Origin of the sequence: Pyrobaculum ferrireducens (assembly GCF_000234805.1) — an archaeon.
Classification (GTDB): Archaea; Thermoproteota; Thermoprotei; order Thermoproteales; family Thermoproteaceae; genus Pyrobaculum; species Pyrobaculum ferrireducens.
In genome coordinates this window covers 2,367,764-2,390,776 of sequence record NC_016645.1, presented here as the reverse complement: position 1 = coordinate 2,390,776, position 23,013 = coordinate 2,367,764, and the positions used below count along the sequence as shown (strand labels likewise).

22 protein-coding genes, 1 tRNA gene and 2 pseudogenes are annotated in these 23,013 nt (G+C 56.4%); 12 read left to right on the top strand and 13 right to left on the bottom strand.

Annotation, left to right across the window (positions count from 1 at the left end; all coding sequences use genetic code 11):
• The first annotated feature begins 21 nt into the window (after window positions 1-21).
• Window positions 22-321 (top strand): Sec-independent protein translocase subunit TatA/TatB, encoded by a 300-nt coding sequence (locus P186_RS13310; RefSeq protein WP_014290043.1) that lies wholly within the window; start codon window positions 22-24, stop codon window positions 319-321.
• 34 nt (window positions 322-355) lie between these two features.
• Here P186_RS13310 and P186_RS13305 read toward each other — a convergent pair whose 3' ends face one another.
• From P186_RS13305 to P186_RS13285, 5 genes are read right to left on the bottom strand one after another with little or no spacing between them, the layout of a single operon-like run.
• A complete protein-coding gene (locus tag P186_RS13305) occupies window positions 356-1,168 on the bottom strand; it encodes a DMT family transporter (RefSeq protein WP_014290042.1) in 813 nt (270 codons plus the stop codon).
• A gap of 29 nt (window positions 1,169-1,197) precedes the next feature.
• Window positions 1,198-1,365, bottom strand: a complete 168-nt coding sequence (locus P186_RS13300) for a ribbon-helix-helix domain-containing protein (RefSeq protein ID WP_014290041.1) — start codon at window positions 1,363-1,365, stop codon at window positions 1,198-1,200.
• Between the two features lie 22 nt (window positions 1,366-1,387).
• The gene (locus P186_RS13295; protein WP_014290040.1) at window positions 1,388-2,419 is read right to left on the bottom strand and encodes an NAD(P)/FAD-dependent oxidoreductase; all 1,032 of its coding nucleotides are present in this window, start codon (window positions 2,417-2,419) and stop codon (window positions 1,388-1,390) included.
• A 23-nt stretch (window positions 2,420-2,442) separates the two neighbouring features.
• Window positions 2,443-3,117 (bottom strand): hypothetical protein, encoded by a 675-nt coding sequence (locus P186_RS13290; RefSeq protein ID WP_014290039.1) that lies wholly within the window; start codon window positions 3,115-3,117, stop codon window positions 2,443-2,445.
• Window positions 3,118-3,130: 13 nt separating this feature from the next.
• Window positions 3,131-3,754: an MBL fold metallo-hydrolase gene (locus P186_RS13285; RefSeq protein ID WP_014290038.1), complete on the bottom strand. Its 624-nt coding sequence runs from the start codon at window positions 3,752-3,754 to the stop codon at window positions 3,131-3,133.
• 30 nt (window positions 3,755-3,784) lie between these two features.
• Here P186_RS13285 and P186_RS13280 point away from each other — a divergent pair, with 30 nt between their 5' ends.
• The 7 genes from P186_RS13280 (at window position 3,785) to P186_RS13250 (ending at window position 10,469) form a co-directional block, all read left to right on the top strand.
• On the top strand, window positions 3,785-5,074 hold the full coding sequence (locus P186_RS13280) for a cytochrome c biogenesis protein (protein WP_014290037.1): 1,290 nt from the start codon (window positions 3,785-3,787) through the stop codon (window positions 5,072-5,074).
• 35 nt (window positions 5,075-5,109) lie between these two features.
• Window positions 5,110-6,018 carry an ABC transporter substrate-binding protein gene (locus tag P186_RS13275; RefSeq protein ID WP_014290036.1) on the top strand — a complete coding sequence of 303 codons (909 nt, stop codon included), beginning with the start codon at window positions 5,110-5,112 and terminating at the stop codon, window positions 6,016-6,018.
• Window positions 6,015-6,710, top strand: coding sequence for an ATP-binding cassette domain-containing protein (locus tag P186_RS13270; RefSeq protein WP_014290035.1), 696 nt, complete (start codon window positions 6,015-6,017; stop codon window positions 6,708-6,710). Before P186_RS13275 ends, P186_RS13270 begins: the two co-directional genes overlap by 4 nt.
• The gene (locus tag P186_RS13265; RefSeq protein ID WP_014290034.1) at window positions 6,707-7,429 is read left to right on the top strand and encodes an ABC transporter permease; all 723 of its coding nucleotides are present in this window, start codon (window positions 6,707-6,709) and stop codon (window positions 7,427-7,429) included. The genes P186_RS13270 and P186_RS13265 overlap by 4 nt, the downstream gene beginning before the upstream one ends.
• A 37-nt stretch (window positions 7,430-7,466) precedes the next feature.
• Entirely contained in the window at window positions 7,467-7,970 is a 504-nt protein-coding gene (locus P186_RS13260; RefSeq protein WP_014290033.1) for a protein-tyrosine phosphatase family protein, read from the top strand.
• 401 nt (window positions 7,971-8,371) lie between these two features.
• Complete coding sequence (locus tag P186_RS13255) at window positions 8,372-9,145, top strand: hypothetical protein (protein ID WP_148683097.1); 774 nt, start codon at window positions 8,372-8,374, stop codon at window positions 9,143-9,145.
• Window positions 9,146-9,365: 220 nt separating this feature from the next.
• The gene (locus P186_RS13250; RefSeq protein WP_148683096.1) at window positions 9,366-10,469 is read left to right on the top strand and encodes a hypothetical protein; all 1,104 of its coding nucleotides are present in this window, start codon (window positions 9,366-9,368) and stop codon (window positions 10,467-10,469) included.
• Between the two features lie 138 nt (window positions 10,470-10,607).
• On the opposite strand, the gene P186_RS13245 is transcribed toward P186_RS13250, so the two are convergent.
• Together P186_RS13245 and P186_RS14445 are read right to left on the bottom strand one after the other, a co-directional pair.
• Window positions 10,608-10,703: transfer RNA gene (locus tag P186_RS13245), tRNA-Glu, on the bottom strand.
• A 212-nt stretch (window positions 10,704-10,915) separates the two neighbouring features.
• Window positions 10,916-11,812, bottom strand: coding sequence for a hypothetical protein (locus tag P186_RS14445; protein ID WP_014290029.1), 897 nt, complete (start codon window positions 11,810-11,812; stop codon window positions 10,916-10,918).
• A 45-nt stretch (window positions 11,813-11,857) separates the two neighbouring features.
• Between P186_RS14445 and P186_RS13235 the strand changes: the two genes are divergently transcribed.
• From P186_RS13235 to P186_RS14690, 3 genes and pseudogenes are all read left to right on the top strand, one after another.
• Complete coding sequence (locus tag P186_RS13235) at window positions 11,858-13,834, top strand: CAP domain-containing protein (protein WP_014290028.1); 1,977 nt, start codon at window positions 11,858-11,860, stop codon at window positions 13,832-13,834.
• 139 nt (window positions 13,835-13,973) lie between these two features.
• Window positions 13,974-16,100: pseudogene (locus P186_RS13230) on the top strand (hypothetical protein); the annotation flags it as partial.
• Between the two features lie 93 nt (window positions 16,101-16,193).
• Window positions 16,194-16,652: pseudogene (locus tag P186_RS14690) on the top strand (AAA family ATPase); the annotation flags it as partial.
• Between the two features lie 377 nt (window positions 16,653-17,029).
• Here the strand turns inward: P186_RS14690 and P186_RS13225 are convergent.
• Entirely contained in the window at window positions 17,030-17,536 is a 507-nt protein-coding gene (locus P186_RS13225; RefSeq protein WP_014290025.1) for a hypothetical protein, read from the bottom strand.
• Between the two features lie 187 nt (window positions 17,537-17,723).
• On the opposite strand from P186_RS13225, the gene P186_RS13220 reads away from it, so the two are divergent.
• Entirely contained in the window at window positions 17,724-18,527 is an 804-nt protein-coding gene (locus P186_RS13220; protein WP_014290024.1) for an MBL fold metallo-hydrolase, read from the top strand.
• A 3-nt stretch (window positions 18,528-18,530) separates the two neighbouring features.
• Here the strand turns inward: P186_RS13220 and P186_RS13215 are convergent, their stop codons facing one another.
• The 5 genes from P186_RS13215 to P186_RS13200 all read right to left on the bottom strand — a co-directional run bounded on the left by P186_RS13215 (window position 18,531) and on the right by P186_RS13200 (window position 22,902).
• Window positions 18,531-19,736 carry an amidase gene (locus P186_RS13215; RefSeq protein ID WP_014290023.1) on the bottom strand — a complete coding sequence of 402 codons (1,206 nt, stop codon included), beginning with the start codon at window positions 19,734-19,736 and terminating at the stop codon, window positions 18,531-18,533.
• A 470-nt stretch (window positions 19,737-20,206) separates the two neighbouring features.
• Window positions 20,207-21,061, bottom strand: a complete 855-nt coding sequence (locus tag P186_RS13210; RefSeq protein ID WP_237179427.1) for a hypothetical protein — start codon at window positions 21,059-21,061, stop codon at window positions 20,207-20,209.
• A 10-nt stretch (window positions 21,062-21,071) separates the two neighbouring features.
• Window positions 21,072-21,227, bottom strand: coding sequence for a hypothetical protein (locus tag P186_RS13945; RefSeq protein ID WP_014290021.1), 156 nt, complete (start codon window positions 21,225-21,227; stop codon window positions 21,072-21,074).
• A 350-nt stretch (window positions 21,228-21,577) separates the two neighbouring features.
• Complete coding sequence (locus tag P186_RS13205; RefSeq protein WP_148683095.1) at window positions 21,578-22,192, bottom strand: hypothetical protein; 615 nt, start codon at window positions 22,190-22,192, stop codon at window positions 21,578-21,580.
• Complete coding sequence (locus P186_RS13200) at window positions 22,180-22,902, bottom strand: hypothetical protein (protein WP_014290019.1); 723 nt, start codon at window positions 22,900-22,902, stop codon at window positions 22,180-22,182. Before P186_RS13200 ends, P186_RS13205 begins: the two co-directional genes overlap by 13 nt.
• Window positions 22,903-23,013 lie beyond the last annotated feature (111 nt).

Below are 23,013 nucleotides of genomic sequence, written 5' to 3'. Positions count from 1 at the left end.
ATCAGTGCCACCTAGATCCACATGTATCTAATACTGGCCGGACAAGAGTGGATAATAGTCCTTATCGCCATCGTGATTATACTAATCTGGGGCCCCTCAAAACTGCCATCCCTAGCCCGCGGCATGGGCGAGGCAATAAGGGAGTTTAGAAAAGCTGCCTCCGGGATAGAGGAGGAGCCAAAAAGAGCTGAGAGGAGGGAGGAGATAGATCAGAAAATAATCGAGTTAGCCAAGTCGCTTGGGATCTCCACCGAGGGGAAGACCAAGGAGCAGATCCTCGACGAGGTGAATAAAAGGCTTGCCGAGTTAAAGAAGAGCTAGTCAGTCCGTCGTCAGATCTTCATTTTTCCGGTGTCTAGTTATTCATCACACTAATCGCTATGCCAAGCCCCACCAGAGCCGCTCCTAATATGTGTTTCGGAGAGATCTCCGACTTGTTAACGACTCTGTCGAGTATCTGGGAGAGTATTGGGGTTAGGGAGGTTGCTATTACGGTGGCGGCTACTCCGATCTGCGACATGGCGTATATAAACGCGGTGGATCCAAGGGCTAGGCCCACCACGCCCGACAAAATCGCGTATAAGATACCCAGCCTCTGAGCCCCGTTGAAATTGGTGAACAGCGAGAAGAGGGGGGCCAACACGGCCGACCTAACTACGGCGATGGTGTAGGGACTTGCCTCTCTAGACGCGACGCCGAGCAACGCGGAGGCGGCCCCCCAGCTCAGGGAGGCCAGAGCCCCGTAGAAGACGCCGACCCCCCTAGGCCTCCCGCCAAGGGCTATGTATATACCTGCAAACGCCAGCAAGGCGCCCGCCGCGGCCCCAAGCCTCGCGCCCTCTAGGCCCAGCGCCGTTGCGAATAGCTGCGCTGTGAATATGTACGTATAGCTCACAGTCACCGCGGTGGCCACGCCGCTGTGCGTCAACGCCTTGAAGTAGGCGTAGTCCCCCAAGCCGGGGCCTAAAAGCGCCGAGGCCGCTACTAACAACACAGCGGCGGCGCCTATTTTGAAATCCGCCAGTGGGAGGAGCGCTACTAGAGCCACGGCGTTGCGCACAGCCACCAGAGCTTGTGAAGACACGCCTCTCCTAGACGCGGCGTATGCCAGCGGCGCGTTGATAGAAAAAGCGAGAGCCGCGACCAGCGCAGAGAGTAGACCAAACATGGCTCCCCGGTAAAGGTTTTGATATAAATCTAGACCCCGTCCAGCTTATACCTGGCCAGTAGTTCCCTAAGCGCCGCTCTGATGGCCTCGCTACGGCTGGGGTAGGCCCCGGCTTTCACAAGCTCGTCCAGCGCCTCTAGATACGGCTGGGGTATGTGGAAAGATATGAGGATCATCTTCTCCCTCGACTTGTCCACGTTTCGTCAGATCACGCAATTTTTAACTGTTGCGTAGTAGCACGCCGCCCCAGTCGTGCCTCTCGGCCACCTCACATGGGTTGATCCGCCTCTGGAGGGGCATTTTTTCAAGTCTAAAAACGTCGTCTGCGCCGCCTCCCGCCACGAGATCCGCCAGGCGCCGCGCGAGGGCGGGGCCGACCATGCTTCCGTAGCCGTTGAACCCCCCTATAACGTATAGATTCTCCAGACCTGGGTACTTGCCGTACAGCGGCCCGCCGTGGGGCCCCACCTCGCAGTACCCCGTCTTCACGTAGAGAGGCACAGCCACGCCGAGCCTCTTCGACATTAAGTTTCCCATCCTATCGGCGTAGTTCGGCGGCGGCCCCTCGCCGTACCTCCCGCAGCCATCCCCCGCAATGTAAAACGGCGGCGCGGCGGGCCTCCCGTACCAGCCGAGCACGTAGTCGCCGATGCTGTAGCGCCTCGCCCTCCAGCTGACGATGGAAAGCACGGCGTAGCACTCGTAGGGCGCCAGGGGGACCTCCAAGCCGACCTCCCTCGCTATTAGGCTGTTTCTATACCCGGCGGCGAGCACCACCACATCCCCCTCAATCTTTCTGCCGTTCGCCACCACGTACGCCCTGCCCCCCTCCACTTTAAGTAGCCCGTAGTCCTCTGAGAAGCCCAGCATCTTCCGCAACGCGTTGACCACGCGCCTCACCGGCACTAGGTAGTCGGTGGTGACGACGGCAATTTCGTCGGGATCTAGCCGCAGCCCCTCCACTCTATCCACCACGTCGTGCGGCACGCGGCTGAGCGGCGACAGGTCAACCCACCTGGGGAGTATGTCGACAGACGTCACCTCACTGAGATGTGTAAATCGCCTGTAAATCTCCAAGCTTTCCCAGGCTAGCTCCACATCTTCTACATGCGGCATGGAGGTGGTGAGGACGAGCGAGGTTAGGGGGTACGTCAACTCGCCGCCGATCCCGATGACGTCGAAACCGCGCTCTCTGAGGAAGTAAGCTACGAAGACCCCCGCTATACCTCCCCCGAGCACCACCACCTTCACGTTACCGGCGGGTGCGGCCGGGTTTAAAAAAGCATCCCGAGCAACGAGACCAGGAGCTGGGTGGGGACTATCGTCGTCTCCCGGTACTCCATTAACCCCAGCGCTATCAGCTTCGTGAGGTGGGGATCTGTGAGGAAGGCCTGAGGCATCGTCGGCACCAGAATCGAGAGCAACGCGTCTTTTTCATATGTAGCCTCTCTGGGGAGCACAGTCTTCAGCTTCTCGATTATGCACTGCTCGTTCACCATGTGGCTGTTTTGGTAGTATTCAAACTCCAGGTAGTTGGAGATGTGGATATTCCACCCCTCGGCCTGGGCCAAGGTCTCGAAGAGGCCGTCTAGGTAGTCATTGCCAAGCGGCCTGAAGGCCGCCCTCCTGCCAGACGCCGCTATGAACAAAGCCCCGAGGTAGGGGTCTGGGTAAATGGAGGCGAACTCGTCGCCGTGGGGCACGTCTGCGGAGAAGTAGGCGAAGTGTTTATACCCATTTGGGAGCACTATGTACAGCCAGCAGGGGTCCAGAGGCTCGCCGTACTTCTGCACGCCGGCCTCCACGAGCTTCGCGATGAACATCCCAAGGTCGAAGAGCCCATACAGCCGCGTTGAGATCAGCGAAACGGTGGTGATAAGTTGCGGCGTGAGCACGGGGGGCGGCGGGTACTGAAGAAGCTTAGCTCTGCCAGAGGTCTGCACGTCCATCACCGGTAGGCTGTTAATATCTGTTGCTTTGTCGCTCGTTGCCACAAACGTCGGCGTTGATAAAGGGGTTGCCGGCGGCCTCGGAGCCGATTGTGGTAGGGGGCCCGTGGCCGGGGTAAACGACTAGGTGGCCGGGGAGCTGGTATAGGCGGCAGACTGAGCGCGTCAGCTCCCTCCAGTCGCCGTGGGGGAGGTCCGTCCTCCCCACCGACCCGCGGAACAGCGTGTCCCCCGTGAAGACCGCGTCGCCGGCGACGAGGGATATGGAGCCGGGGGTGTGCCCAGGGGTGTGCAACACGTCGAAGAGCCACAGCCTCTCGCCGGGATCTCTAGGGGTAGGCAACTCAGGCACCTCAAAGCCCCAGCTAGGCGCCACCTCGTTCAGCGCCTTGTAGATACGCCAGTCGGCTGGGTGGGCGTAGAAAGGCGCCCCTGTGGCCTCCACGAGGTGCGCCACCGCCCCCACGTGGTCGAAGTGGAGGTGCGTCGCCACGACGGCCACCAGAGATCTCCCGCCCAGAGCCCTAAGCAATCTCTCGCCCTCGTCGCCGGGGTCCACCACCACACACTCGTCGCCCTGGCACACCACGTACGAATTCGTGGCCAGCGGGCCCACGACGACTCTGACCACCTCCATGCTTTTATATGCAAATTATGCAAATAAAACATGACGCGTCTCGCGCCGCTACTACTCCTCGCGCCTCTGGTCCTCGCCTTGCAGATTGGACAGCTACAGTTCACCGATGTCAATTCCGCGCAGGACCTCGCCTCGGCGTTGAGAGACGGGCCGTTGCTCATCTTTATACACCAGCCCGACTGCCCCGGTTGCCAGTACCTAAAAACACAGGTCTTCACCCAGCCGCAGGTGGCGTCTGCCCTAAGCGGCGTCAACCTAATTTCGATAGACCTCGCCAAGTACCTCATACGGGGGCTTGAGGTGGTGGCTGACGGCCAGGTGTATATCTACAGCGAGGGATCTCTACGCGTCGCCAAGGCGAGCGGGAGGCAGAACGTGCCGGTGATAGGCACCCCCACCGTGGTAATGGGCTACGTAAAAAACGGCGAGATACACGTCACCCTCATAATGGTAGGCGCCGCCCCTCCCGACGTATTCCTACAGCTCGTAAAGACGGCCTACGCCAACGTCCAGACTCAGCAGACGCCGCAACCCGCCAATACGCCTCCGCCTACCCCAGAGAAAGGCGCCGCACAAATGACGCAGCCCACTCCCAGCGCGGAGGCATCCCCGCTTACGCCTGGCGCCTACCTCCAGCTACTCGTCTCCTTCGCCGCGGGTGCCGCGAGCGTGTTCTCGCCGTGTGTACTGCCGGTTCTCACTATCGCCGCCACCACCTACCTAGCCCGCCGTAGCCTCGCCTTGGTGCTGGCTGGCATGACGCTGTCATTCGCCGCGATAGCCACCGTAGTAACCGCGGCGGCCACCTGGGCTGGGTCAGTTGTAAACACCGTCCTGTACGCCGTGGGAGGGGCCGCCCTAATCGCAATGGGCGCCGTCCTCGTGGTGGAGAGGCTGAACAATGCCTTCATGGTGTGGGCCTCGAGATTCCAGACCTCTGCCTACAAAGCCTCGAAGCTCCAGCTGGGCAAGCTAAGCGACGTGGCCCTTGGCCTCTCCCTAGGCGCCGTGTGGACCCCCTGCATAGCGCCTCTATTCGGGGCGGTGGTCGTGGCCAACCTCGTGGCGTCGGCGGTGACGGGGAACTACATAGCCCTCTTCGCCTCCACGCTCGCCTACGCCGCGGGGCTCGCCGCCGTGGTATACGCCCTAATCAACGTGGCGAGGAGAGGAGCCCTCAAGGCCTCTAGAAGCATGAAGTGGAGCATGTGGGGCAGGCGGGTGGAGTATATAGTGGGCATCCTATCCATAGCCTTCGGCATACTGCTCATCGGCGAAGCCCTGGGCCTAGGCACCTTCTCAGCCCTCTTCAAGCTGTAGAACTCAAATTTTTATCTCGGAAAAAACCACCGGCCGTGAGGCGGATTCTCATAGCGTTGGCTGTGTTGGTAGCAGTCCTCGCAATCTCCATGTTTTTCATGCTAAAGCCGCAACAGGCCGGGGAGGTCCCCACGGTAAAGATACGAGTCGGGCTCCTGCCCATAGTCGACGCCCTCCCCTTTGTGGTTGCCGAGAGGGAGGGGCTCTTCCAAAAGGAGGGCGTCGCTGTGGAGATTACATACTTCGGCTCAGCCAGGGACCGCGACGCCGCAATCGCCAGCGGGCAGATAGACGTGGCTATACACGACCCCGTGGGCGCCCTCATGTTGATCGGCAACGGCGTGCCCATCAAGATAGTGGGCTTTGTCTGTTGCCTCTCCGAGAACGAGTCAAACGTGGGGTTTTACTACGTAAAGGCCCCCGGCGCCGCGCAGGTTAGGAATGTGGCAATTTCGAAAAATACCATTATTGAATACGTCGCCTCCAAGCTCGTGAAGGGCGACGTGGAGTTCGTCGACGTGCCCAGCATAGCCAATAGATACCAGCTCTTGATAGAGGGGAAGGTGGACGCCGCCGTGATGCCCGACCCCTGGGGCACCCTCGCCTTGCTAAACAACGCCACGTTGCTCGCCAAGCACAGAGATCTCGTGGTGCTGGTGGCAGGTAGCTCCATAACAAGCACCCCCGAGGGGAGGCGGGCTCTGGAGAAATTAATAACAGCCCTCAACAAGGCAGTAGATATCTACAACACAGACCCGGCAAAGTACAGAGATATACTCGCCGAGAGGCTCAACCTGCCAGCGCCCCTTAGGCAGAGGTACCAGATAGTATGGAGAGCGCACATCGCCCAGCTCCCCCGGGATGTATTCAACGACGCCTCCAGCTGGTTGCTCCAGAAAGGCCTCGTAAAACAGCAACTGAGATACGAAGACTGCGTCTCGTGATCGCCCTGCGCGCGGTGTACTTCAGGTATAGAAGAGGCCCAGCTATTTTAGACGACTTCACCGCCGAGTTCCCCAAGGGCATCACGACCATACTCGGCTCTAACGGAAGCGGCAAGACGACGCTCCTAAAGCTGGTAGCCGGCGTGTTAACCCCCCAGAGAGGCTATGTAGAGGTGATGGGGAGGCCCCCCGCCGAGCTCAGAGGGAGGATAGCCTACATACCCCAGACCGGCGGCCTCTACCCGTGGATGAAGATACGGGACAACATCGCCATACCCTTAAAGATTAGGGGTCTCCAGCCCGCCGAAATAAGCCAGAGAGTTAGAGACGTCGCCGAGGCGCTGGGGATAAGCCACCTACTAGACAGATACCCCAGGGAGGTCTCCGGGGGAGAGCAACAGAAAGTCCTAATAGCAAGGGCGGTGGCCTCAGGCGCAGACGTGTGGTTGCTGGACGAGCCGCTCTCCATGATCGACATAGACTACAGACGCGACGTCATAGAGGCCCTGCGGAAACTCGGCAAGACGATGCTGGTGATCACCCACAATGTACAAGACGCAGTAGACCTCGGGGGCTATATATACATTGTGCGGGGCCCCCCGCTAACTGTGGTGTCAAGCCTGGCGCCCGGCCAGTACAGCAGAGACGCGGCAGAGCTGGCAAACGCCGTCAGGCAGGCGTACAAGCCGTGAGGTACTACCTAGCGGCCCTCGTATTACTCCTAGCCCTTTGGCAGGCGGTTGCGTACGTGGTGAACAAGCCATACCTCCCGCCCCTCGCCGACGTCGTAGCCCGGGCCCTCCGCGACGGCCCGACGCTGGCGAAGAACCTAGCCGCAACGCTGGCCAGGGTGGGCGCCGCGGCGTCGATAGCGCTGGCTAGCGGCATAGCGGCGGGGCTGGCGGCGAGCTGGCTCTCCGAGCGTGTAAGCGCAAATCTGCTTAAAGCCGCGGTGCTCTTGACCTACCCAATACCCCACGTCGCCCTCCTCCCCATCCTCCTACACCTATTCGGCATCGAGGCCAGTAAAGTGGCGCTGATGTCGCTAATAGCCTTCTACCCGGTGGCCCTCTCGGTGATGGAGTGGACACAGAGATTCCCCCGGGACCTCGCCGCGCTGATCTACACCATGGGCGGCGGGAGGCTGGCCGTCGTGAGGTACGCAGTCCTCCCCTCCGCCCTCCCCGGCATAATAACGGGGCTGAAAATAGCCCTAAACACCGCCTACTCAGTCTCCTTCATAGCAGAGAGCCTCGCGCTGACCGACGGACTCGGCGCCTTGATATACGACAGCTGGCACAGGCTGGACTTCGCAGAGATGTACGCCGCCATCCTCACCCTAAGCGCCGCCGGGGTCCTCACCTACGCCGCAATGTCGGCCCTAGAGAAAAAATTAACAGAGTGGCTCTAGCAGACAAACAGTTAAAACCACACGTAGCGAACCCGCCGTGGCGAAGATAGAGTGCCCCTACTGGGTCACCCCCAGGCTGGCTGGGTCATGCATGCCTAGAAAAGAGGACATAGAGAAGTGGGGGGAGCTGGGGATAAGGACGGTGATCTCGCTGGCCGAGGCCTGGGAAATCGAGTACTACGGCCGCTGGGGGCTGGCGGAGCTCCGCAGGGCCCTGGCCGAGAGGGGCATGGAGTGGATCCACTGGCCAACCCCCGACGGGTACCCACCCAGGAGACTCGACGAGCTGGTAGAGACAATCAAAAGGGAGGCCGCCAGAGGCGCAGTCGTGGTCCACTGCGTGGGGGGCATGGGGAGGACCCCCACAACACTGGCGGCCTACCTAATAGCCACGAAGTGTATAAAGGCAGACGACGCAATAAGAGAGGTAGAGAAGGTAAACCCAGCCGTCGCCCTCACCGACGAGCAGTACTACGCTCTGCTCGAAATCGAAGCCGCATATAGAGACCACTGCGGAGGAGGCCAAACTCCCCGCACGTAACGCACCGCCCAGCCCCATCTACAAACACCCGCTCCAGAAACTCCGCTAGCCCCCAAAGGCCTAAGCAACCAATTTGATAGAGATAGGCCCGGCGGGTCTCGAGGGGCTCGCCCCAGCCACCTACCAGCCATGTCTCTCTACGCCGCGAAGCGGCTCCCGAGCCCCTCACGGCAGACCGCCCATTACCAGACACGTAAGAGTTACTAGACCTAACCCGCCCACCGGGCAATTATAAGATACATACACATATATAAATCTTTCCAACGACATCGCCATATATAAAGATACGAGACAAATTATAAATAAGACAAAGCTATAAAACACGTCAAAGCTCTGCACTGCGAGCCGGTGTCGGCTGGACCCCATGCCAAACTCTTTAAACACTCCAGGCGGAGGTGTACGTGCCCACGTGGAATACCCACCGCGTCCTTGTGGACAAGGCCTGGCCCGAGAGCCTCCCCAGAGGCGAGCTGTACAGAGGCGTCATGAGGGGCGTCGTGGAGCCCGACGTAGAGGAGGACAGGGTATACGTGGAGAGATGCAGAAGGGGGAGGTGCCGCAGGTCGGAGGCCAGGCCAGCACATCACAAGCCCCAGCCCGGCCTGGTCGAGTACTACTACAACCTAGCCCACTACCACCGGGCCCGCGGCGATCTGTACAACGCAGGCAGGGCCCTCGGCAGGGCGTTGCACTACGTCCACGACGGCGCTGTCAAAACCAGAAAGTGGCTCATCCTAGACGTACACGACGAAGTTGAGCAGAGGATGGATGCGCTAGCCGCAGAGCTACCCCACATATGCAGAGAGGCGAAGCCCGGCAGATCCAACAACCCGGTAAACGCCCTCTGCCACGCCTACCAACAGACAAAAACCCTCCTAGCCAGATTCGCCCAGGAAGCCGTCACCCCCGACGCGGCCCGCGCCTACCGCCGCCGCGGACTAAAGAAGAAAATCTACCTAGCCCTAGCCGGCGCCGCCGCAGCCGCCGCGGGCGTCGCCTTGGCCACACACGCCACCCTACTCCTCACCTTGATAGGAGGCGCCGCGTCGCTAGCCGCCCTCGCCTGGACCCCCCGCGACTACATCATCGCCATGCGCGGAGGAGCCCTATGCCTAAAACCAAGGCGGGCAAAACCCGCGATGACTTGCGAAGGCCCACCAAACGCTTATGTCTGAGATTTTTTCTAGCGTCCTATCTGTTGCCGAACTTCTACATAAATTACGACATCTGGGTTATGATTTAGTCATTAGATGTTGTATTCAAATACTAACAATCTATATAATCATCATCTATATACCATTTATTGCAAGTTTTATTGCAAGCCTCTTACCATTCAAAGTAGAACTTCCAACTTTGCTAGTTGAAATCCCCCCATGTGTAGGAAGATTGCTCCTCGTGCCTGTGGCGTTTGCTTTAGCCTACACCATATGGTATGTCTGGGAGGGTGAAACTAAGTTTATGATTTCTGGTGACTTTATTAAAGAAATTATTGAGAAAATTATTAAGAGTGGTATTCTAAGTTACGAAAAAGCTCTTGAAATACTAGGTGAAAAATATGCACATAATTTGAAAGGCATGTGGTTAAAGTTCCTTCTCATCCTCATATTGTATTACGGCTCGCTGATAGACTTATTCTTAGTGGTGCACAAATTTTGGTACCCAATACTCAGCATCGATGTGGCGAGCCATCTTAAGCCACTACTAGTTACTATATGGGTTGTGTTACCTTTAATACTTAGTAAATACCCACTAATCTCCCCACATGCTATCGCCTTAGCGCGCGGCGTTCTAAAAGCTCGAATACCTAATTTTCCGGAATTACTCATTAGGTTCGCGGCGCTATACGCACCCGTGGCTATCACTCCACGCTTACCAAAAGATAAGGTAGAGATCATAGTCATTACATCTGAGCCTATCGATGTGAGGTGTTACGGTATGCCGCAGGGTGATGTCAATCATTTATGTAAAGCTATAAGAAATAGCGATAAGATAAGGAGAGGGCTCTTCGCCAGCCGCGTCTTAGCCAAGTTACTGGAGGGGTACAGAGGCCTTGACGTGCGGATACTTGAGAAGAAAAGCATTGATCTATTAATCGGGGGAATTATGTCTATAACGGGGTTAAATGAAATCCCACAGATAAAGTGTAGTGAAATGGGGGATTACCTCTCCCATCAGGTTAGCAAAAATTGTCTCATAAGGGGAATTGCTAACTCGCTTCAAAGGAGTTACGCCAGCATGGAAGAGTTTCTTGCCATTTTCAAAGTAGTGATTGACACCAGGATACCTATGACAATTCCAGCGGAAAGGACTAGGACGCGCATGCCAGATGTGTTAGGGGAAAGGCTGTGTTTTTGCGAGCTGTATAGTAGCGACTCTAAAGGGGGACAGGAACATATAACTCTAATAGGCCTAATAACTTGGGGAAAGGCTACAGAGAAGGTGAAAGAGCTTCTTACCTACGTAGAGATAAAAGCCGCCGGAATTAATCAGGCTAGTTAGTTCTCGAGCTCGGAGTTCCCCCAACCGCGAGGAAGTTCTCCGTTCACCCTCCCCCTTTTGAAGGTTTCTACCGTTTTTGAAATTGCGCGCTATGTTTCAATAAGTGCTATTTTACAGAATTAAACCTAATGGGGGGAGTGCCCCGGCCGGGATTTGAACCCGGGTCACGGGCTCGAGAGGCCCGCATCCTTGACCGGGCTAGACTACCGGTTGGAGCGGCCGGCACGCCGCGGCTCCCCGATTCTTCGCCGGGGCTGAGTTGCCTATTTTGGTTATTTATAAGCTTTTTCTTGGCGCTCATCTGATGACTTGTAATTCGGCTGGGACGCCGTTCAAGAGATGCGTTATGCCTCACTATACTGAGCGTTTCTAGCGCTACGGAAATTTTTACATGGTTGACACTTCTTCAACCGGATTGAGTAAGGGGGCGACTGCACACGGCGCTATCAGAAGAAACTGATGCTTTTTGGCTGTCCTGCGCTTAGTTCTATTCTGATGTAGTTGCTTTGTAGCTGGCCGAATTTGCTCTGTATCTGCCGGAGCCATGAGTTCACTACAGTTATTTTGTCAAGCGGGTATGTGAGCAGTATCACTGGGTTTTTGGTGTTTGTGGGGAGTGTGTCTATGTAGTCTTCTGGGTTTATGGGGGTGTTGTAGATGGGGATGGGTAGTATGTACACTGGCTTCTCCCCGGCGTCTAGTGCTATCTGCCTAGCCACGGCGTCTGGAAGCGCCACCCCGGGCTGGTAAGCCACGACGTAGACATAGGCATCGCCATACAGCCGAGGCACCCCCCGCGAAACAGACCCGTTAAAGAAGACATAAGCAGTAGACACCCCAACAACGTCGCTAAAACTTGAAGAGCCACTAGAGCCAGGTGGGGGTAGAGGTTGAGGAGGTGGTGTCCAAAGTATATAGCCGATTTCGGCGAATACCAGTATGGCGAGGCTTGCGATAAGCAAGGCTCCTGCGGTCTTGGCCAGGGCTTCTCTGGTTTTTATGAGGGCTATGCTGGTGAGGACCAGGCCCGCGAGCGCGGCTAGGCTCAGTGGGAGGGTTAGTAGGAGTTTTTGAAATAGATCTAGTGGAGTGGAGAGCACAAACACAGCTAGCAACACGCCAGCTAGGTAGAGGACGGCGCCTGCTCTGCCGTAGCCCCTCAGACCCAGCGCCAGGAGGACGAAGCCAGCTACAAAAATCACCCCGGCCAGTAGCGCGGCCGCCAAGGCCGCCGACGTTGCGACGCCCGACGGCGAGCTCAGCAACACGCCCACAACCACGACCAGGCCCAGGACGAAGCCTGTGATAATTGCCAGCGACCCAAGCTTGACGTAGTTCGCCATATTGTCTATAAAATAATTATTTTAAAAATGTAGCTACAATACGTAGTGGATCAATTTGATGACTGTTTTTCAAGAGCTTTTGCAGAGCTAGACAGCGTATTGGCTAAGGTACACATTTTGGAAGATTGGCAGTTGATTAGTAGAGTGGCGTCGGTAATCTGGACTTTTATCGAGGAGGGGAGGGAAAAGGGGTGCGACGGAGCCTCTGCGGCTAGGTACTACCTGGCGAAGGCGTTGAGAGAGGCCGGGGTGGATCTGTATAAGCCGTACTATGCATACCTCCACGGCACGAGGGAAGACGTTGTCGAGGTGCTTCGCGACATATTTCCAAATCTTGTAGACGTTAGGGGACACGCGCCCGCGTCGCCGAGGAGGACTGCGCGTAGCGAGCAACCCAGTCTGCATGCCGCTGAGGAGGGGCCAAAAGGGGGCTTTGCCCCCGACTGTTTTGCCAAGGCTTTCATGGAGCTTGGGGAGGTCATGGCCAAGGCGCATCTACTAGACGACTGGCAGTTAGTCAGCAGGATTACACACGTCGTCTATACATTCATTGAAGAGGGGAAGGAAAACGGATGTGACGGAGCGTCAGCCGCCTTGACTTACATAACAGAGGCCCTGGAGAGGGCGGGCATAGACAGGTTCAAAACCTACCGCGCCTACCTCCACGGCACGAGGGAAGACGTGTTAAGGGTGGTGCGGCAGATCTTCCCCTACCTTGCTGAGATTAGGCGGCCCTACGCGGTGGCTGAAGTAGAGAGGCCTTCGCCTCCGCACCGATGGCGCCAGCTAGAGAGGGTGCGGGCACCAGCCTCCCGGCCCGCGTCCCTGGCCGCCAGCGCAAAGCCTCCGTGGAAACCAAGAGGTAGAAAAGCAGTTGGCAGAGCTGTAGCGGCGCTTGCCGCACTCATTATCGCTGTCGCCGTGTTGCACAGCTACTCGGAGATTATAAGCCTAGTACTGCACAAGCCTGCAAATGTAGAAACTTTATACTCTTCAAGAGGCTTGTCGACTGAGTTAAGCAGGTCCTCTGTTCCTCTAACATATACCACTAGCCAAATATCCATAGTGTATACAACCACTACTACATCATTGACGCATTTCACCACTCATTCCTCCTTCACTACATGGCAGATTACAACTTCAGCTATCACTTCACGAGAAATAGAGGGGCTTGACGACGCCGCCGGCTTCATCAGCGCGGCGGTGGAGGCTATTAACAATGAGCGCGCCGCTCTAGGCATACCGCCGGCGACGCCGACGGTGCTGAAGGCGGCGGAGTTCAAGGCCCGGTACATGGCGCAGAACAACCACCTCTCCCACTACGACAAGGAGGGGAGGCACCCAATTTACTACTACACAAAGCTAGACGGCGGACTCTACGCGGTGGAAGAAAACGGCTTCGCCTGTTTTGGCTGTTCTGTCTCTGCCAAGTGGGGGAGGGAGATGGTGAGGGAGATGGTTCATAACGACGCTTTATCTCTCTGGGGCCACAGAGACTCCATCCTCAATCCCTGCCACAACCGTGTAGCAGTGGCGGTTGCGAGGAACGGCACCAGCGTATATGCTGTGGTTTACATGGTGGGGGAGTGGGCCCAATGGGTGGAGGGACCTCTCTATAGAGATGGCGTGTTCCACGTCAAGGGATACGTCAAGCTTCCCCCACCTGAAAAACTATATGATGGCAGATCGCTCTACCCAGTCGTAATCCATTGCGACAAACCTAATCCGGATTACTACTGGAGGCATTCCTACAGCACGGGTGAGATCTGCGCCGGTGTACTCCCCCAGAATGTAGGGCAATACCCAAACATACAGACAATATACGCCGATGTATATACTGTCGTAAAATCTGGCGATAGTTGGCTCATTGATTTAAAGTTTAGGTATAAGCCACCTCCTGGCACCATAGCTACGGTTATCATCTACGCCGGCTCCACCGGCGTTAAGTGGAGTCCCATGGCACCTTGGGGAGAGGGCAGATTGAAATACTGCAGAGTGTTGAACTACGTTATAGAGGGATAGACCATTTCATGCTTAATTATGTCTAGTACGCTATAAATCTTCATGTTTTTAGAAATTTATGTTTATTGCTCTCCGAGCAATCTAGCGAAATAATTATTAATGAAGGCAATCTTTTAAGCCAAAATGCTACCTTAATATAATGTCTTGTCTGCCTAGCTCTGGCGACCAGTATTTGATTAGTGCTGTGGCTAGGTGGAGGGGCGGCGTCCCCGACTTCTCGGAACTTTCTTACATCGCAAGGCTCTACATCGAGGAGGCTCTGCGGGAGGGTTGCGGTGTCGATGAGAGGCTGTTGAGCTACATAGCCTCTAGAATCAAGGGCATACTTGATCTAAATCGCGTTAAGGCCTCTGAAGAAGAGGTCCTTAGTGCTGTTAAGACAGCCGCCAGGGCCGGCGTCCTGGCGCCGCGCCCCCACGTCGACGTGCCGAGGGGGAGGGCTGGGCGGAGGCGGGTAGTGCTTTCACATGATGTGTACATAATGCTTCAGTCCTATGTTGGTGGCGGGCCGTGTGCCTATCTAGAAAGAGCTGTGGAGCGGCTTGGGACGGGGGAGGTGGCGGTTTTGCTTAGGAGCTGGGGTGTGGAGGAGACGTGTGACGAGGGGGTGAATAGAGTCCTTAAGGAGCTGGCGCCGTGGGACACAGCCGACTTGGAGCTGGTGGTGGAGGATGGTGAGTTGGTTGTCCCGGGCGCCGCCGTTGTCAACGTCTTGTCCCGCGCCGCGCTTTACCAACCCATCGGCATGGTTTTTGTCGAGGAGGACAAGTGGCGCATCTTCTCGGCAGTGGCTCAGCTGTACGAAAGCGTGAAGAGGTATCCCATATACATCGTAGATTACCAGTGGCAGAACTGGCGGCGATTTACAAGTTTCGACGTGGCGGTGGTGGAGGGCTACGCCGTGGATATGTCGGCGGAGGGCTTGGGGGAGGGGTGCGGCGTCGCCTACAAGACGTACTCCCCGGCGGTTTTCGCCCACGAGCTTATCCACTGCGCCCAGCAGGCCGAGGGCAGAGTGGCCGACAGAGCCGCCATGGAGCTGGAGGCTCATTCAGTAGAGAGGCTGGTGATGCTGGCGATGGGGGGCGACGAAACCGCCCGGAAAATTGCCGAGGCTGTAAGAGGAGGCATGGGTTCCTACATAGCTTCGATGACTGTGGACGGGGTGAGAGAGGCTTTTGCTGGCTCGGGGGTGGATATCGCCGCGCTTAACTACACATTGGAGGGGGTCAGCCTCAAGGCAATCCCAGCATGGGCGCAGTACTACCGAGGGCTTGGGGAGTTGCCCCCAGGTCTCACCATGCTCCACAACATAGTCCATCTATACGCCGAGAGGAGATCTCCACTACTGGCAGACGTCCTCCTAAGACTCTTCTCTAGGCGGATCGGCGGGGCGAGGCCGAGAGCGGCCCGCGGAGTTGACTTGTCTCGCGACGTGGATTTCCTGCGTGAGTACGCCTACTTTGCCGCTCAGTACCAGAGGGGGAGGCTACTCCCTGCCCACGTGGCTTCGCTGACGTGGCTTGGCTTCTCAAAGGCGCTGAGAGAGCTCGACGATTATGAAAAAGCCAAGAGTTACGTAGCCGCTGTGCTTAGGGAGAAGCTGAAGTACACAGCCACCGCAGTAGACATAGACACTAGAGAAATAAAGCCCCCAGAAATACTCGACATACTAAGGGACATACCGCAACTTAGTCAACAGCTGAGTAGAGTCCAGCAAGATTCTAAACACACTAGCAAGGAGTCGTCCACTCTCCATCTACATGCGCAGAGCCAGCACCCTCGCGGCGACGGAGATGAAGTAGTGGAGCTAACTGTTGCCGACGTTGAGCCACACCACGTGGGCGGCAACGTGGTGTTGATACCCTCTTACATAATGGAGAAGCTGAAAATCAGGCCCGGCGATTACGTGGCTATCGCTGGAAAAAAGGTCGTCTATGCGCAAGCTCAGAAAGCCTATACTAGCGACGAAGGTAGAGAAGTCATTAGAATGGACTACGTTATGAGACAAAACCTAGGAGTCAAAATTAGCGACACGGTTAAAGTGAAAAGGGCCGTCTTGGGGCCCGCCGTAAAAGTCGTGCTGGTGCAAAAGGGACTTGGCGCGGTAGATGCCGAGTCTATAAGAGATGTGTTGCTTGGCAAGGCGGTGTATCTAAATCAAAAGATAGAAATCCCGTTTCGAGGCGGAGCGTTTAGGTTCTTAGTAACGCACGTGGAGCCTAACCCGGCATACGTCTCGCATAACACAGAAATTGTTATTCAAAAGGAAGAGGCAGTTGCTGGAAAGCAAGCTGATAAAGCACTAGAAGTCGCCGACGCCTCTGCTGAGGCCAAGGAGCCGCCTGACCATTTCCTAATGGTTGCCGATGCCAGACCTCGGGATGTCGGCCGCTCTATTGTGAGGGTTCCTGTTAGGGTGATGAAGAAGTTGGGGATTGAGCCTGGGGATTATGTGGAGATTATTGGGAGGAAGTCTGCCTACGCCCAGGTGTGGCCCGCCTACCCCGAAGACGAGGACAAGGAAGTTATTAGAATGGACGGTATTATTAGACAAAACGCGGGGGTGGGGATAGGCGACACAGTCAAGGTGAGGAAGGCTGTGCTTAAAGCCGCCCAGAGAGTGGTGCTAGCCCCCACAGAGCCGGTACGGGTAGACCCCGAATACCTCAAAAAACAGATACTACTAGGCAAGCCAGTAGCCAGAGGACAAGCCATAGACGTACCCTTCTACGGAGGCGCCATTAGATTCGTAGTAGTCCATGTGTACCCAGATCCAGCATATATCTCAATTGATACCCAAATTAATGTACAAGATGGGGAAAGAGATATAAGATAACCTGGTAAAGGGAGGTTTCAAACCTGATAAAACCTCAAATTCCACAACATATGTAAAGACAAAAATTACTGAGGGCCACCAAAGCCAAACAGCGGAGAAAACAAGGGGCTAGTTGATGAATTGATGAAAGGGGATCGGCTGTCTTATTCCTTGCAATATCCTTAGTGCAAATCACTCTAACCATGTTTTACTCAAGTTATTTGTTGAGTTGGGAGATTTCCTCACCTCGCTAGCGGCGCCATTTTATCTACTTGTGACTAAAAGAGATGAGGGGTCTATTAAATCAGCCTCTATAGGTGTGGCGGGTGCCGTGACTAAATCAACAATACAAAACTTAGAATAGAAGTTCGTAGCATCTAAGTTAGAGCTATATATGCTTTTTGAGAATTTGCGTCCGTTAGGAGGCCTAGGTCTCTTAGGACGGTTTCAGCCGCCGAGACGTCTTCGTCGGTTATCCACGGCTTGATGAGTTTGAGGTGTCTACGCGCCGCCTCTAGATCTTTTTTGAATTGGAGTAGCCAGTCGAGGGTTGAGGCTGTGGCTAGGGTGCGGATGTCCACCTCGCCCAGATAGTTAACCCACTTTTCAAGCTCTTGGCAGCGGCACTGCGCCGCCAGCTCTTCGATAAACTTGTCGCCTTTCCTCGCCAGCCACATGTAGTCGTCTGCTAGCTCACGTGAGTAGGGTCCGTGGAGGTATGGCCCAAATACGTAGCCTTTCACAAGCCCCAGCCTCTGTAGGAAGTACACTACCTTCTGCACCGCAACCCTAGTCTCAAAGCCCAGGTCCCCCTCGTCTAGCAACTCGGCCGCGGTGATTCCCAGAGCCCAAATTGTGTAAGATACATGTATCACCTTTTCCACATACCCACTGGGAGGTGGTGTTATATATCTTGGCGCCTGAGGCAAGCCCGCCCTCTGCGCAACTCAATTGCCAGCAACACCGCTTCTGCCATCCCGGAGCGTATGTGGACTGCGGCGTCGCGCCGCGGGTCTACCGCCGGCGCCCCGGTTGTGGGTAACGTATTAATACTGATGTGCGATTTTGCTTATGAGGATTGTTACGAAGTATTTGGAGGGGGCGCCGCTGGTGACTTCGTATATTCTCGACGTGGGTGGGGTGAGGGTGGTGGTCGACCCAGGCCCCGCCTCTCTACACGAGCCTCTGGACGTGGACGCTGTGGTTTGTACCCACATACACCTCGACCACTGCGGCTCGGCGGGCCACATAGGCAAGCCGACGTACGTCCACGAGCGGTATGTGAAGCATGTGGTTGACCCCTCCAAGCTGTACGAGTCGAGCAGATCCGTGCTGGGGGTGTTTGCGGAGAAGTTCGGCAGGCCTCTGCCTAATGGGCAGGCGGTGGGCGTGGCCGACGGGGCGAGGCTTTTCGACGCGTTTGACGCGTTTCACACGCCGGGGCACGCGCCTCACCACGTGATGTACTTCTACAGGGATGGGAAAATCCTCTTCACGGGGGACGGCGGGGGGGTGTACATCTCAGAGCTGGGCGTGGTTATACCCACCACGCCCCCGCCCTTTAGGCTGGATGCCTACCTCCAGTCGCTGAGCCGCGTCATGGGCCTCGGCGCAGAGGCGGTGTGCTTCCCGCACTACGGCTGTACGAGGGATGTGGAGGTTTTGAGGAGGCACGTGGAGCAGGTGAAGTCGTGGGTGGAGGCGCTGGAGGGGAGGCTGGACCTCTCAGTCGACGAGGCGTTGCGGATGTTGGCGAGGGTGGATGAAAACGTCGCGAAGGTGCTGGAGGTGGGGGGCCTCTACCTAGAGTTCTACCTGAGGTTCACGGTGCTGGGCTTCTTGGAGTATCTACGCGGCGTGGGAAAGCCGGGGTGAGCGCTACCTACTCTCTTCTTCGTAGGCCTTGGCCACGGCTAGCAGAACCTCCTCGTCTCTGGCGGCTATCTGGAGGCCTACGGGTAGGCCGGAGGTGGGGGCCGGCACGGAGATGGCGGGGTGGCCGGTGAGGTTGAAGAGCTCCGTATAGGCGAGGAGCTTCGGCCTCACCGCTATGGAGGCGGCTTCCTCAATCTCAACTGCCTCGGTGGCGGTGGTGGGGGTGACCACGACGTCGTATTTCTTGAAGAGAGTTTCGAAAAATCTGACGGCCTCCTCCTTTACCCTCTTCGCGGTGACGTAGGCCACGGCGGGGAGGGCGGCGCCTGCGCTTAAGAGGACGGCGACGTCGCGGCCCATCTGCTCCGCCGAGCTCCTCAAGTAGTCGTAGTAATTCGCGGCGGCTTCTGAGAGGAGTATCGCGGCGCGGGCCGCCGAGTACCTCCCCGCGTCTATAAAGACCTCGTCCCGCAGGCCCCCCACGGCCTCGAGGGCGGCGACGGCCCTCCAGAACGCCTTCTCTACGTGCCGGGTGTTTTCCGTGATCCCCATCAAGACGGCGAATCTAAACCTCTTGGGAGTGGGGAGCTCCCGGGGCCCCCAGCCCGCCGCCGCCAGCACGCTTACAAGGTCGGCAACTGTCTTTGTGATGAAGCCGATGTGGTCCAGGGACTGGGCTAGGGGGAGGACGCCTTCGGTGGGTATTTTGCCGTAGGGCGGCTTGTAGCCCACTACTCCGCAGAGGGCGGCCGGTATCCTGACAGACCCCCCGGTGTCTGTCCCAATGCCCAGGTCGGCCATCCCGGCGGCCACAGCCCCGGCGCTGCCGCCGCTGGACCCGCCGGTTATGCGGCTGGGGTCGTGCGGGTTTCTGGTGGGGCCGAAGTGGGGGTTGAGATTGGTGGCGCCTAGGGCCAGCTCGTGCATATTAGTCTTGCCGATAACCACGGCCCCTTCGGCCATCAGCCTCCTGACCACCGGCGCCGTCTTGTCAGAAACCCTCTTCATATACGGCGCCCCGTTTGTGATGGGCATCCCCGCAATCTCGATGTTGTCCTTGACGGCGACGGCGAGGCCGCACAGCGCCCCGCATCTACCAGCCCTCTGCAGAGACTCCAGCTCCCGCGCCGCCCCCTCGTTTAGGTAGATAAAGTAGTTCAAGTCGGCGCGCCGCCTAGCCTCCGCTATCTTCCTCTCCACCTCGCTCATACCAGCTGTAGACCTCTCAAAATCTTCTCCACCTGTCTCTTGACCTCCTCGGCGTTGACAACCGGGATGTTGAGGCTACGAAGCAATGCCTCCACGTAGTCCATAGATAGGCCTCAGTGCGGGTTTTTAACTATACGATTAATATAAAAATCAACACGGCCCACACACGCCGGAAGGGCGGCGGATGAGGACGGGGCGCGCGGGACTTGAGGCAGTTCTCATATGTCAAGCAACTCAGCGAATTAACATGGTGAGGGGACGACGCGCTTCAAGCCTCCCCCCGTTGTGGAGTGGGCAAATTTCCCGCGGCGGGGCTCGCAGACGAGAGGAGGTGCTCAGACATATGTGGCTGTGCCGGGGAAATGAGTGCCATATGCCTATAATCGATGTGTCCACCCCTATAGCCCCACCAAGCCGCTTATACCAGCCTGAGAGACGAGAAAGCCTAAAGTAGGAAAAAGAGTGACGATTTAACGTCTAGAGCCTCTGTGTAGTAGGAGGGCGGCGGCCGCTAGTGTGGCCACTGCGGCAAGTGCTGTTAGGAGGCTTTGGCGTTCTCCGGGGCCGCCTCCGCCTGCGGGGGCTAGGCGTGGGATGTACCTCTCGCTGGGTACAAACACCACGGCGACGCCGCAGAGCTCCCTCTCCCGTAGATACCTAGCCACAGACTTAACCGTTTCCTCGTCCGGCTTCCCTACATAGTAGGCCACGTCGCCAAAACGGCCAAAGATCGTGATGGAAACCAGGCCGTGTGCAGGCGCGCCGAGGCCGGGCACCGAGTCCACAGTCTTATTCCCTTCAAAAGCCCTAACTCTAGGCAGATCCACCACGACTACAGATATGTTATATACGGCGGCCACCTTCTCCAGCTCTTTTAAAACCTCCCCCCTCCCGCCCAGCCTGACAAAGGCGACTACAGTGCCGCTGTTCGCCTTGTCTACAGGCGGCTTGCCGGAGCCGGGACCTACTCCCAAAACCTCGACGCCGGCTCTCCTCAGCGCCTCCTCCACCGCATTCAGCCCGTCGCCCAGCATGTAGAGGCTGAGGTTAACAAGGGCATTCCACTGCTCTATAGTTGCATTCTCCTCCGATCTTATGCCGAGCGCCTCCCTAGCCTTTTTGCGAATAGGGCTGTCGTACCTCTCCACAAGGCCAGCTTCCTCAAGCCACTTGTGGAGATTAACGTAGTCGTCTAGCGGCGCCGTAAATATGTAGGAGGGGCCGCAAGCCGTCTCAACCTCAACCACATACCTAGACATGTCTACATACAACACACCCGCGCCGAGCAACACGCCACCCAAAACCAACAAAACCAAAAACCTCATCTCCACCCCACTACGCCGAGAGCTTGATTAACAGCATCAACACTACGGAAGAAGAAATTATCACAGCCATACTCCTCACTCCCTCCCGCGCCGTAAATGACCTGCAACACTTCCCAGTGCCTATGCTGTAGGGAACTCCGGTTGCCGCGGAAATTATTTGATACATTTCTTCCAGACATATAATCTTGATAATATTCTACGGTATAAACTTGACTCAATACGAATCGTATTCGTCTCGCTATTTGCTATATGATCGCAGATGCGGCCATCTCAGTCACGCATGGGGGGGGGGTGTTCGGTTGGGGTAGATAGCCTCGTGAAGATGTAGTGGATCCGACGCCCCCCGACAGGATGTAAAATCCGCGCCTACCGGCGAATCTGACCCTCGCAGATAGATTCCTCCAGCACAACCCAGCGCTCCGCTCTGGAATTCTGCGACAGCGGCGTTGCGAATGCGCAGTCACTTCTGTGGTATACGGGGGAAGGGGAGAAGGAGGGTTAAAAAAGATTTTAGGTTTACTTCTTGCCTACTAGCTCGTTTCTTATCTCTCCTAGCCTTTTCTCCACCTTTTCCTTATCTATGCCGCAGACTATGTACACAGTGGCGTTTCTAGACGTGACCTTCTCCACCGTGCCTAGCCAGAAGCTGTACTCAACGCCGCGTACCCTCAGCGTAGCTGACTCTACGCCGCCCGACCCTATCGCCGTTACGTTATGCTCCTCTATCAGTACGGACGTACTTGCCAGACCCGCACCTCCCTCCGGCCTGTGGAAGTATATGGAGTAGATGTAGCCGTCTTTATCCGCTCTTATACCCCCCGCGACGTATGCCCTCACGGGGTCTGAGTAGTCCTTTCTAATTTTCTCCGGTAGCTCTTCTATGTCTTTGATAGGCGACGTTATGATGTCGCCCTTCTTATAGTACGCCCCCTTGCCGTAGATCTTCATGCCGCAGAGCTCCCACCTCGAGGTCTTGGTGCCGTTTTCAGGCGTTATGAAGAGGCGGAGCTCCTCCAGCTCGCCGATGGGAGGCTCGGGAGCCTGGGGCTGTAGATAGCCAGAGGCGTATATGGCAACGAACACAACAGCGACGACGGCGATTAACAACACCGCGGTTCTCATACTGTCCACGAGACGTCGTATGCGTATGCCATATAGGTACATGGATACGACGGCCACTCGTCCTTCCAGTAGTTGGTTCTCGCGGCGTATACCACCCTCACGCTTCCGGGCGAGGGATCTACGTAGGCAGCCGCCGCGAATTTCCAAGCCCATGCGCTGTCTGAATATAAACCGCCCGTAGCCAGCGCCCTATCCCACATGGTCCTCGTGGTGGTGAGGGCAGACACTCTAGTTTCGTTCTTTGTGATCAAATCTTCCCATGAGTATTTGATACCGATTTGAACATTTCCCAGTATTACATAGACTTCGAACGACTGCCATTTTCTCGACGTGTCGTCTATTGTCCTCCCGGGCACCGGAGCGTAGTATGTGCCTAGAAGCCCGGAGTATAGGGCATTTGAAGACATAAGATCTATCCTGACGTCTTGCATTGTGGCGCCGCATCTGTCGTTGACTCCCGAGGCGGTTACTCTCCATCCAGCTAACTCATTGGGATCTGTATGCACAGCCATTACAAATATCCACGGATACATCTTCATCCCGTTCACGTAGTTATAGTACTGGGTCTGTAAACAAACTCCATAATCAATTTTCATATAATTCCCATAGGAGTCATACCGCTCTTTATTTACTATGTATATATTATTGCAGTTCTGCCAAGTGTCCGCATATAGCTGGGCCGCGCTGAGCGCTAAGATTACGAGCGCAATTATCCGCATTGCAACAACTTTAACTCTACTGGAACTATTTCTATCTGATCCGTGGTGTTTCACGACAGCTTTTGAAAGTTATCTGTAATAAATTTGACTCAATACGAATCGTATTCGCAT